Origin of the sequence: Bradyrhizobium sp. Leo170, assembly GCF_004296405.1 — a bacterium.
Taxonomy (GTDB): Bacteria; Pseudomonadota; Alphaproteobacteria; order Rhizobiales; family Xanthobacteraceae; genus Bradyrhizobium.
This window is the reverse complement of the sequence record NZ_PSRR01000308.1, coordinates 1-10,362: the sequence shown is the minus strand read 5'-3', so window position 1 is coordinate 10,362 and position 10,362 is coordinate 1. Positions and strand designations below refer to the sequence as shown.

Annotated in this window: 9 protein-coding genes; 5 read left to right on the top strand and 4 right to left on the bottom strand. The window is 64.2% G+C overall.

The features are described from left to right. Positions 1-289 precede the first annotated feature (289 nt). Positions 290-1,273: a LysR family transcriptional regulator gene (locus tag CWO89_RS34370; RefSeq protein WP_130582899.1), complete on the top strand. Its 984-nt coding sequence runs from the start codon at positions 290-292 to the stop codon at positions 1,271-1,273. 108 nt (positions 1,274-1,381) lie between these two features. On the opposite strand, the gene CWO89_RS34365 is transcribed toward CWO89_RS34370, so the two are convergent. Next, entirely contained in the window at positions 1,382-2,566 is a 1,185-nt protein-coding gene (locus CWO89_RS34365; protein WP_130582901.1) for a GNAT family N-acetyltransferase, read from the bottom strand. Between the two features lie 124 nt (positions 2,567-2,690). On the opposite strand from CWO89_RS34365, the gene CWO89_RS34360 reads away from it, so the two are divergent. Next, positions 2,691-3,842 carry a polysaccharide deacetylase family protein gene (locus tag CWO89_RS34360; RefSeq protein ID WP_130582898.1) on the top strand — a complete coding sequence of 384 codons (1,152 nt, stop codon included), beginning with the start codon at positions 2,691-2,693 and terminating at the stop codon, positions 3,840-3,842. On the opposite strand, the gene CWO89_RS34355 is transcribed toward CWO89_RS34360, so the two are convergent. After that, entirely contained in the window at positions 3,741-3,950 is a 210-nt protein-coding gene (locus tag CWO89_RS34355; protein WP_130582897.1) for a DUF2842 domain-containing protein, read from the bottom strand. The genes CWO89_RS34360 and CWO89_RS34355 overlap by 102 nt on opposite strands. Positions 3,951-4,044: 94 nt before the next feature. On the opposite strand from CWO89_RS34355, the gene CWO89_RS34350 reads away from it, so the two are divergent. From CWO89_RS34350 to CWO89_RS34340, 3 genes are all read left to right on the top strand, one after another. Further along, complete coding sequence (locus CWO89_RS34350) at positions 4,045-5,139, top strand: COX15/CtaA family protein (RefSeq protein ID WP_130582896.1); 1,095 nt, start codon at positions 4,045-4,047, stop codon at positions 5,137-5,139. Positions 5,140-5,287: 148 nt separating this feature from the next. Next, positions 5,288-6,103, top strand: a complete 816-nt coding sequence (locus tag CWO89_RS34345; RefSeq protein WP_130582895.1) for an FTR1 family iron permease — start codon at positions 5,288-5,290, stop codon at positions 6,101-6,103. A gap of 195 nt (positions 6,104-6,298) precedes the next feature. Beyond that, entirely contained in the window at positions 6,299-8,167 is a 1,869-nt protein-coding gene (locus tag CWO89_RS34340) for a DMP19 family protein (protein ID WP_130582894.1), read from the top strand. Positions 8,168-8,197: 30 nt separating this feature from the next. On the opposite strand, the gene nadC is transcribed toward CWO89_RS34340, so the two are convergent. Further along, complete coding sequence (nadC, locus tag CWO89_RS34335) at positions 8,198-9,046, bottom strand: carboxylating nicotinate-nucleotide diphosphorylase (protein WP_130582893.1); 849 nt, start codon at positions 9,044-9,046, stop codon at positions 8,198-8,200. Then, on the bottom strand, positions 9,043-10,362 hold a 1,320-nt coding region (locus CWO89_RS34330), incomplete at its 5' end, for an L-aspartate oxidase (RefSeq protein ID WP_130582892.1). The genes CWO89_RS34330 and nadC, both read right to left, overlap by 4 nt.

The window sequence follows — 10,362 nt, the reverse complement described above, 5'->3', positions numbered from 1 at the left end:
CGGCGACGAGCCTTGCCACGGCATCGGGGAGCCCGGGCGTGAACCCTGTCAGGATATGCGCGGTCTTCAGGCGCGGCTCGGCGATGCTCTGCGGCACGAGACCGGCGGCGGAGAAAGCGACGCCGGCCCCTGACATTGCCAGCACATCGCGGCGCGTCATCACCATCCAAGCCATCGGGTCCTCCGCGTCTGAAACGACTGGATCGGGACCATGAGGATGCTTGAGGCGGGCATATCCGTCCAATGCTAGTATGTGAGGGTTTCATAACTGTTTTGATAAGGATCGGACATGCAATCCATTGAGCGAGCCCGGCGCCGCATCAAGCTGCGCGATCTCCATATCCTGCTCGTTGTGGCTCAGCGGGGCAGCATGGCAAAGGCCGCGGCCGAACTGGCGATTTCGCAACCGGCCGTGTCGAGAGCGATCGCCGACATGGAGCATGCACTCGGGCTTCGGCTTCTCGACCGCGGCCGCAACGGCATCGAGCCCACGCCGTATGGGCGCGCGCTCATCAAGCGCGGCACGACGATATTCGACGAGCTGATGCAGGGGCTGGAAGAACTCGAATTTCTTGCCGATCCAACCGTCGGACAGCTCCGCATCGGCAGCTCGGAGAGCGTCGCAGCCGGTCTGCTTCCAGCGGTGATCGATCGGTTCACGCGGCGCCATCCAGGTATCCGCCTGAATGTCGCGCAGATGGTGCTCGGCACCGCGCGTTACAGCGAACTGCGCGAGCGGAGCATCGATCTATTGCTGGGCTGGATCCCGACGCCGTTCGCCGAGGAAGATCTGGCGGTGGAGCCTGTGCTAAGTGACCCGCGTGTTGTGGTTGTGGGGCAGCGAAGCAAATGGGCGCGATGTTCCAGGGTCAGCCTGGCCGACCTTGCCGATGAAGCCTGGATATTGCCGCCGCCGGACACTTTTCCAGGCTCCGCCACGGCTGATCTGTTTCGCGAAAGCGGATTGAGCATGCCTCGCACGCCCGTCACGACGCTGTCGCTTCACCTCTGCTGCAGGCTCGCTGCGACCGGGAACTTCGTCACCTTGCTTCCAAGCTCGATTGTGCAGTTCAGCGGCCGCGATCTGTCGCTGAAGAGACTTCCGGTCAAGCTGCCGCGAACGTCGGCTGTGTCGGCGGCCATTGTGACGCTGAAGAATCGCACGTTGAGCCCGGCCGCCGAGATATTTGTCGCATGCGTTCGCGATGTCGCAAAATCGATGGCAGGCAGATCGGCGGCTCATAGTCATGAGCTGCATGGCGGTGGCAGATGATGCGCGCCTAGAGCATGATGACTTTTCTTCGAATCGTCATCCCGCTCTAGTTCTTTGTTTGAGCATGATCTTTTCGGAAAACCGGTCTCCACTTTTCCGGATCATGCTCTAGCGGAACATGCCGCGCAGGTTTTGCGCGAGATCGAACAGCGCGGGATTGCGCTTGACCAGCCGCTTGGCGCTGACGATGCCGGACATCGCGCTTGCCGCTAGCCTGCCGCGCCAGGAGAGCGGAATGAAGCTGTCGAAGATCGGCTCGTCGCTCTTGCAGAACAGCCGCTTGTATTCGTCCGAGCCGATGCCGAGGTCGAGGGCGCGGTAGTTCAGCGCGGCGTAGTGATCGATGATGTTGCGCATCAGGATCAGGCCGGGGCTGAACTTGGCGCTGGCAGACATCGTGTAGGTGTTGAACATCATCGAGAAGCGATGGCCGTCGGCGACGCCGGCGAAGATCGCGATCACTTCGTCGTCGCACTCGAGCGCGTGGATGTCGATGACGCGGCCGCCGCCCGGAACCTCGGTCAGGCAGGCGGAGCGGATGAAATCCTCCACGCCCGGCTCGGCAAAGACGTTGGGCAGCTTCTGTTCGGCCATGCGCTGCGGCTTGACGCGGAAGAACCAGTTCAGGACCCGCGTGACATCGGCGTCGGTGGCGGCGACCTGATAGCGATAGCCGGCGAGCTGCTGCAGCTTGCGTTCCTTGCCCTTCAATCGCCGCCGGAACGAATTGCTGATGAGGGTGGTGCGCTCGACGCCGGGCTCCATGGCGAGCAGGGGACAGTCATTCACCGAGGATTGGTGCGGCAGCAGAGCCAGCGGGTTCGGCAGATCGCGCCAGTTGAGCGGCTGCTGTTGCAAGGCGAGCACGTCGGCCTCGCCGCGCGCCGCGATGGCCGAGACCATGGTCCTGAGATCGGCAGCCGTTGCGCCCGCGGCGAGGTCGCGGTCCCACAGCGCCGTGTTGAAGGTGGCGTGCTTGCCGCCCATGAATGTGGCGCAGCGCACGCCAAGAGCGGTCTCGAGCGTCAGCGGCAGCACGAACAGCGGCCGGCGCTCGCCATCATGACCGATCACGATGAAGGGTGTGAGGCCCTCGCGCGCGCCGACCTGCCGCTGCCAGGCGGCGAGAAAATCAAAGCGCTGGTAGGGCGTGCAGAACTGCTTTTCGAAGCTGCGCCATGTCGGTTCGGCGGCTTCGAGATCGCGGATGATGTCGACACCGGTGACGCGGCTTGTTTTCGACCACGCTTCCAACTCCGCCGTTCGTGCTTCGATCGCGGCAGCCATGGTCATTGCTGAGTCCGGTATTAATCGATTATTTACAATTCGGCTTGGGCGACCTTCGCAGGGAAATGTCAACAAAGAGTAATAACAATCGTTAGACGGCGCCTGGAAACCGCCGGATCGGGGGCGGGACGTGGTGTCGGATATCACCTTCTTGAAGCGGGCGCAGATGGAGCTCGCTTACTTCTCAGGCTATGCGTGGTTGCGGCAGCGGCAGACCGGCGGGGCTGGCATCGTCCTGCGCTTCGAGCGCGTGCGTCCGCGCCGCCGCGAGCGGTTCCAGCCGCTGGCCTCGTGCGAGATCACCCCTCGGTTCCTGGACCGCACGATCCGGGCGCTCGAGCGCTGGAACTACGATATCGTCTCGATCGACGAAGCCTGCCGCCGCGCCGTCACCTTGCCGCTGCCGCGCCGCTTTGCCTGCCTGACGTTCGACGGCGGTTACAAGGATCTGGCGACGGATGCCTATCCGGTGCTGTCGAAGCATGGCGTGCCCTTCGCCATCTACCTGCCGAGTGCGTTTCCGGATGGGCTAGGGGAGGCGTGGTGGCTGGCGCTGGAGAAGATCATCGCGCGCGAGAGCCGCATCAGCCTCGTGATCGAGCGCAAGGAATTGCATTTTTCGATTCGTGGTGTGGCGGAAAAATACGAGCTCTACGACTTCCTCTCGAAATGGATGCGGACATTGGCGCCACCGGATCTCTCCGTCGCGATCAACGATCTCTGCAAGCGCTACGGCGTCGATCTGGCAGCACTGTCGCGCAGCGCTTCGATGGACTGGAGCGATCTCACGATGCTCGCGACCGATCCGAATGTCACGATCGGCAGTGCGACCGTGAACTATCCGGCGCTGTCGAACCTGCGCGACGTTGATGCCGAGCGCGAGATGGCGATGGGCAGGGCGGTGCTCGAGGCCGGCATCCGCCGCGAGGTCAGGCATCTTGCCTATCCGTTCGGAGACCGCGAGAGCTTTCGTCCTGTGCATGTGCTGATGGCTGGCGAGACAGGCTTTGACAGCGCGGTGTCGAGCATCGGAGGGATCGTGGAAGCGCAGGGGCGCACCAACCTGCACGTGCTGCCGCGGGTGTGCTGGGACGGGAGCCAGCGCTCGTTGCGTATGATGCGCGTGCTGCTCTCGGGGGTGATGTTTTCGCCGGGTCCGACCGACGCTGCGTGTGCAGATCTAGACGCGGTCGGGCCGCGACATCCAGGCCACGATCGGCATCGCCGGCAGCACCCAGCCGAGCCCGGCCACGACATAGAAAATCGCCTGCAGCAGGCCTGAATTGGCAAGCCACGGCGTCTGCGCGACCGTCATCCCGAGCAGCGACCACACCACCACCAGCATCAGCAGGAAGATGGTTCCAAGCAGCTTGCGGGTGCGTATATTCATGGCCGGTTGATCGATAACTCGTGAGGCAAAGCGCGCCTTGCGCCTGCGAGGAGGCGGACTATAAGGGGCGCGCCAATCCGATCAAGCAGGACCGATGACCGCACGTTCCGTCTCCGAGCCCTCCCAAAATGCCGCCGTTCGCTGGTGGCTGCTTTCGGTCGCAGCCCTCATCGCGCTCATGGTGCTGGTCGGCGGGGCCACCCGGCTCACCGAATCCGGGCTTTCGATCGTCGAATGGAAGCCGGTCACCGGCACGCTGCCGCCGCTCACCGAGGCGCAATGGACGGAAGCCTTCGAGGGCTACAAGAAGATCCCGCAATATCGCGAGCTCAATGCCGGGATGACGCTGGCCGAGTTCGAGACGATCTATTGGTGGGAATGGAGCCACCGCCTGCTCGGGCGCGTAATCGGGATCGCCTATCTGCTGCCGTTCCTCTATTTCCTGTGGCGGGGCGCCGTCGCCGACGGCGAATTGAAGCGGCGCCTCTGGCTGATCTTCGGCCTCGGCGCGTTGCAGGGGGCGGTGGGCTGGTGGATGGTTGCTTCGGGCCTCTCCGAGAAGGTCGAGGTCTCGCAATATCGTCTCGCCGTCCATCTGATACTGGCGCTCCTGATCTATTCGGCGATCGTCTGGACGGTGCGGCGGCTTGGCGACCGGCCGCCAAATCCGGCGCCGTTGCGGCTGAAGATCACGGCCTTGCTGCTGCTGGCGGTGACCTTCCTGCAGCTCTATTTCGGCGCGCTGGTCGCGGGCCTGCGTGCCGGAAAGGTCTACAACACCTGGCCCGAAATCGATGGCGCTTTCATTCCATCCGCGGGGCGTCTGTTCTTCGAGCAGCCCTGGTGGCGCAATCTGTTCGACAATACGCTGACCGTGCAGTTCGAGCACCGCATGACCGCCTATGCGCTGTTGGCGCTGGCGATCTTGCATGCGATCGACACCATCCATTCGCGCGCGCGCGGCGAGACGATTGCCGGCGCCTGGTGGCTGGTGGCGGCGATCACGCTGCAGGCGACGCTCGGGATACTGACGCTCTTGAACCAGGTGCCGATCGATCTCGCGCTCATGCACCAGGCGGTGGCGATCGTGGTGCTCACGCTGGCGGTCCTTCAGGTCGAGCGGCTGCTGCCGCGACGCCGCGAAGTGGGGCAGGCAAAGCTTGCCATGCCGGTCGGGCAACCTGGTTGAGTTGAACTATTCTAATCTATCGTCGCCGCAAGAAATGCCCGTTTTGCGCGGGTTTTTTGCGCGGTCCGGGCGTTGACGAAATCGTGCAGGCCGACAGCGCTTTACTTGAAAATCCCTGGCGATAGAACGGGCCAAAATAGGTTCGCTGATGTCGTCTGCATTCATTCAGGCCGCGGTCATCCTGCTGCGCGAAGGACTCGAGGCGATGCTGGTGATCGCCGCGCTCGCCGGCTACCTGTCCAAGGTCGGTGCCGGCCATCGCATCCAGGCGCTCTATGGCGGCGCGCTGGCTGCGGTCGGCGCCAGCATCATCGCGGCCTGGCTGTTCGCGGTGCTGAATTCGGGCGAGCACAGCGACATCCTCGAGGGCATCATCATCCTCTTTGCCGCGGGCCTCATGCTCTATGTCAGCGGTTGGCTGATGGTGAAGCAGGACCCGCAGGGCTGGAAGGAATATCTCGCGCACAAGGCCGATACTGCGCTGGCACAGGACACGGTGTGGGCGGTCGGCGCGCTCGCCTTCCTCGCGGTGTTCCGCGAGGGCGCCGAGACCGTGCTGTTCATCAACGCGCTGGCGACCACCGAGGGCGGCTGGAGCGCAGGCCTGTTTGCCGGACTCGGCGCCGCCACCATTGCGCTTGCGGTGCTGTTCTATTTCATCAACCTGATCGCGCAGAAGATTCCGCTGCGGCCGTTGTTCATCCTGACCTCGGCTTTCCTGTTCGTGATGGCGATCAAGTTCATCGGCGAGGCCGTGCAGGAATTCCAGGAGCAGGCGCTGCTGCCGTTCACGGAAGTGAAGAGCCTGTCCTGGCTCGCCGATCTCGGCCTGAACCCGACGCTGGAAGCGCTGTCGCTGCAGCTCCTCGTGATCCTCTTCGCGCTCGCGACCTATTCGGTGTTCCGGCGCAGCAGTCGCCTGACGCGCCAGAGCAAGGCGTCGCCGGGCGCAGCGGCTGAATAATCTCACGCTCTATCGATCCAGCCCGAAGATCGCGCGCCGCTGGTTCCGCCGCGCTGCGAATGGCTATGAAAGGGGCCCGCTTGGACCTCGCGCGGTATCCAGCCACCATGTGACAGTTTTTTTCACGTTTGCATTGCGGATTTGGCCTCGCCGATGTGTCTGTAGAAGAGGGGGCATTTGGGGCGGGGCATACAGATGACTGAGAACGATGAGGATCGGCGCGCGCTTGAGCCTCAGGGGGTGGTTGCACGTGAGATCCTTATCCCCGACGCCTATATGGCCGATGACGGCGATCTGGTCGCTACCGTCGTCGATTTCGTGAATTGGGCGATTGGCCCGGCCCATCTGGTCTCCGGCGAGGTCGTCGCGGAGGCATTCTGGAGCTATCACGCGGATTACGATCTGGCCCAGGTCAACAACGGCGGCCATGGCCAGTTTGCCCACAACAGTGGGATGAGCGAGCAGACGCTCGACAATTGTCGCCGCGGGCTCGTCGCGATGGGCGCAAAGGATTACGTCGCGATCTTCGACGAGTTCATGGCCATCATGAAGGGCGATCCGCGTCGGGCAAAAGGCATACAGGACGGCAGCGGTTTTGGGGAAATCGATCCCGCGATCAAGCTGCTCGACAGGCGCTTCGGTTCACTCCGCAATATGACCAATCTCAACGCAGCCTGGCTACGCACGCTGCCGGCCCTGCGACCGCTGCCAAACGATCGGCTCACGGCCGAGCGCGAAGCGGTCATTGCGCGCAATTCCCTGCTCGCCGCCCGCCAGGACTATCTGCGGCGGGCCAAAGCGCGTTTCAGCGCCTCCGACCCGATCCAGGTGGCGGCGCGTGCGACCTGCGCTCAGGAGCGCATCGCCTTCGAAGGCGTGAATGCGGGCCTGCCGGTGGGCAATGGTCAGATCGCCTGGACCCTGAGCACATCAGCCGGTTCCCGCATGCTTGTGATGGGACATGGCATCGCCGTGCTGCGGGCCAACGGATCTCTGCGCGGCCAGTATTTCTTCGAAACGCGCGATACCTATCCTGCACCCGTCGGAGACGGCGAAATGCGCCTTGCGCTGATGGATGCGACGTCGCGTGATATTCGCGAGCGGATGAGATCGGCCGCGGGCGAGAGGACATCGGCATCGCCGGCCCAGTCCCGTGAGACGATATTGGCGAACTTTCTGTCGCCTGCGTTCAATGCCTTCTGGGGCAGCTTCACGGCCGGATCGAAGCGGATCAACACGGCAATCACCTGTCCCTATGTCGGGCACAATCCCTCTCTGGTGAGCTACGTTCCGCGTGCCTCGTCTCCGCTGCTGGCGGCTACCGAGGAGCATTCCCTGATCCGGCTCATTATCGCCAATGCGCTGTGGGATTCGTTCCTGGCTGCCGATGCCTTCAACGATTCGATGCTCGAGGAGCCGGATCGCGCCGCGGCCCTGTTGATCAATCTTGGAGCCGCGGCAACGGTTGCGGCGACCAGCCTGCGCGTGCTCGATACGGATCGCATCGCGGCGCTCGCGGTGCTTGCGCCCGGCGATTTCGTGCGGGAGCAGTACAACGTCCGATTCCAGTTGCTCGAGATCGCGCGCTGGTGGTTCAGTTTCGTGCCCAAGGCGGCAGCCGCATTCGCAGAAACGAGCTTTGCGCAGCGGTCGTGGATGTTCAACAACGTCTGCTTCAACCACGCGCAGGCGCTCGCCGAAGCGCACCGTCCGGCAGTGACGGCCGATTTGACCGACGCGCTCGTCTATTTCGATCGGGAATATCCGTCGATAGCCATGCCATCCATGGAAGCGACCTATGATCTGGCGCTCAAGACATGCACCTCATATTTCGCGAGGTCCGAGCGCCACGCCAAGGCATGGGCAAACGTCGTCGCTGAGACACGCAATATGATCATGAGCGCCACGCCTTATGATGAAGCGACCGTCTTCGTGGTGACACCTGACATTGTGCAGGTTCGCACCTCCGAAAAGCTGGTCGGTCTGATCGGGGTTGTTGAGAACGAGGTCAGGGCGCGGCAGGTTTTCTACTATCGCAAGGAAGGCGCGCGGGCAGCTCTTTGAGAGCGTGCCCGAACGCAGCGTCATTGCGATCTAAAGATAATCCAGCCCGATATCGAGCGCGGCCGAGGAGTGTGTGACCCAGCCGACGGAAATGAGCTCGACGCCGGTCGCCGCGATCGCGGGCGCGGTCGCGGCCGTGATGCGGCCCGATGCTTCCGTGATCACCCTGCCGCGGGCCATCGCCACGGCCTGCCTGAGATCGTCGACCGTCATGTTGTCGAGCAGGACCGCGTCGATCCCGAGCGCCAGCGCTTCTTCGAGCTGCGCCAGCGTGTCGACTTCGACCTCGATCTTGACGAGATGGCCGACATGCGCCTTGGCGCGTTCGATCGCGGTGCGGATGTTGCCGGCAAGTGCGATGTGGTTGTCCTTGATCAGGACGGCGTCGTCGAGGCCGAAACGGTGATTGCTGCCGCCGCCGGCACGCACGGCGTATTTTTCCAGTGCACGCAGCCCGGGCGTGGTCTTGCGGGTGCAGACGATCCGCGCGCGCGTGCCTTTCACGGCAGTGACCAACGACGCCGTTGCCGTTGCGACGCCACTGAGGTGGCAGAGGAAATTGAGCGCAGTTCGCTCGCCCGTCAGCAGCGCGCGCGCCGGCCCGTTGATGGTTGCAATCGTGTCGCCGGGGGCCACGGCGCTGCCATCAGGGCGTTCGATCTCGATGCGTATCGCCGGTGAAATCGTTTGAAAGGCGCAGCGCGCCACGTCGAGGCCGGCGATGACGCCCGGCTGGCGCGCACGCAACGCGAGCGAAGCGCGCTGGTCGGCGGGCACGATCGCGTCCGCTGTGATGTCGCCGGCGCGGCCGAGATCCTCAAGCAGCGCGGTCCGCACCAGGGGTTCGTACATCAGGGGCAGAAGAGGATTTGACGTCACGACTGAACGCTCCTGACCGGCAGTTCGGATTCGATGATCTCGCCGGCGACGCTGAGCGCTTCCGCGAGGGTGAAGGTGGAGGGCACGCCCTTCGGCAAGGTGTCCGGAAAGTCGGTGCGGTAGTGGCCGCCGCGGCTTTCCTCGCGCGCAGCGACAGCGATCATCAATCCGACCAGCGCCGGATCGGCGGTGGCGCCGTTCCCCCTGGCCATCGGATAGAGATTGCGAATGGCGCGCTCGATCGAGGGCCGATCGCGGAGCACGCCGAGGGCCTGCGATACGAACGACCGCACCATCGATAGATCGGATGCGGGCGGCAGTGCGGTCGGCGCGCGCGGAGCAGTAGCGCTGCGAGGCACGGCATTGACGCTCTCGGCGACCCATTGCGCGCAGACGATGGCTTCCATCAGCGAATTGCTGGCGAGCCGGTTGGCGCCGTGCAGGCCGGTGCGGCTGACCTCGCCGCAGGCCCACAAGCCCGTCACCGTGCTGCGGCCTCCGCCGTCAACGGCGATCCCGCCCATGTGATAATGCGCTGCCGGACGCACGGGGATCGGATCGTCAACCGGATCGATCCCGGCCATCCTGCAGAACGCGCTGATGACAGGATAACGCTGCGCGAAATCTTTGCCCGGATACTGCCGTGCATCGAGGAAGACGCGATGTCCTTCCGCGCGACGGCGCCAGACCGCGCGCGCCACGATGTCGCGCGGCGCGAGCTCGGCACCCGGTTCATTCGCCATGAAACGCTGCCCGGTCTCGTCGATCAGGATCGCGCCGTCGCCGCGGATCGCTTCGGTCAGCAGCGGCATCGGCCGCGACGGTCCGTCGAAGGCGGTGGGGTGAAACTGGATGAATTCGAGGTCGGAGAGGACGGCGCCGGCACGGGCCGCGAGCGCCAACCCCTGGCCGAAACAGCCCATCGGATTGGTGCTGTCCTGGAACAGGCCGCCGATGCCGCCGGTCGCCAGCACGACGCGGTTGGTCGGAATGACGAGCGAGCCATGCTCGTTCGCAGCGAGCACGCCCTTGATCGCGTTGTCCTCGACGAGGAGTTGGCGGGCCTCGAAACCCTCGAGCAGCGTAATCGACGGACAGCGGCGTACGGCGGCGATCAATGTGCGCATGATCTCGCGCCCTGTGCCGTCGCCGGTGGCGTGAACGATCCGCTTGCGGCTGTGCGCGGCCTCGAGCCCGAGCTGCCAGCCCCCATCTGGCCTGCGGTCAAAGCCGACGCCGAGCCGCGCGAGACGCTCGACAGCGGCGGGCGCCGCATCCACGATGCGGCTGGCGGCTTCTTCGTCGCAAAGGCCGGC

Excerpts from the sequence above, each read along its gene's own strand:
- CWO89_RS34370 (WP_130582899.1), top strand. The coding sequence starts at position 290 with ATGCAATCCATTGAGCGAGCCCGGCGCCGCATCAAGCTGCGCGATCTC.
- CWO89_RS34365 (WP_130582901.1), bottom strand. The coding sequence starts at position 2,566 with ATGACCATGGCTGCCGCGATCGAAGCACGAACGGCGGAGTTGGAAGCG.
- CWO89_RS34355 (WP_130582897.1), bottom strand. The coding sequence starts at position 3,950 with ATGAATATACGCACCCGCAAGCTGCTTGGAACCATCTTCCTGCTGATG.
- CWO89_RS34350 (WP_130582896.1), top strand. The coding sequence starts at position 4,045 with ATGACCGCACGTTCCGTCTCCGAGCCCTCCCAAAATGCCGCCGTTCGC.
- CWO89_RS34345 (WP_130582895.1), top strand. The coding sequence starts at position 5,288 with ATGTCGTCTGCATTCATTCAGGCCGCGGTCATCCTGCTGCGCGAAGGA.
- CWO89_RS34340 (WP_130582894.1), top strand. The coding sequence starts at position 6,299 with ATGACTGAGAACGATGAGGATCGGCGCGCGCTTGAGCCTCAGGGGGTG.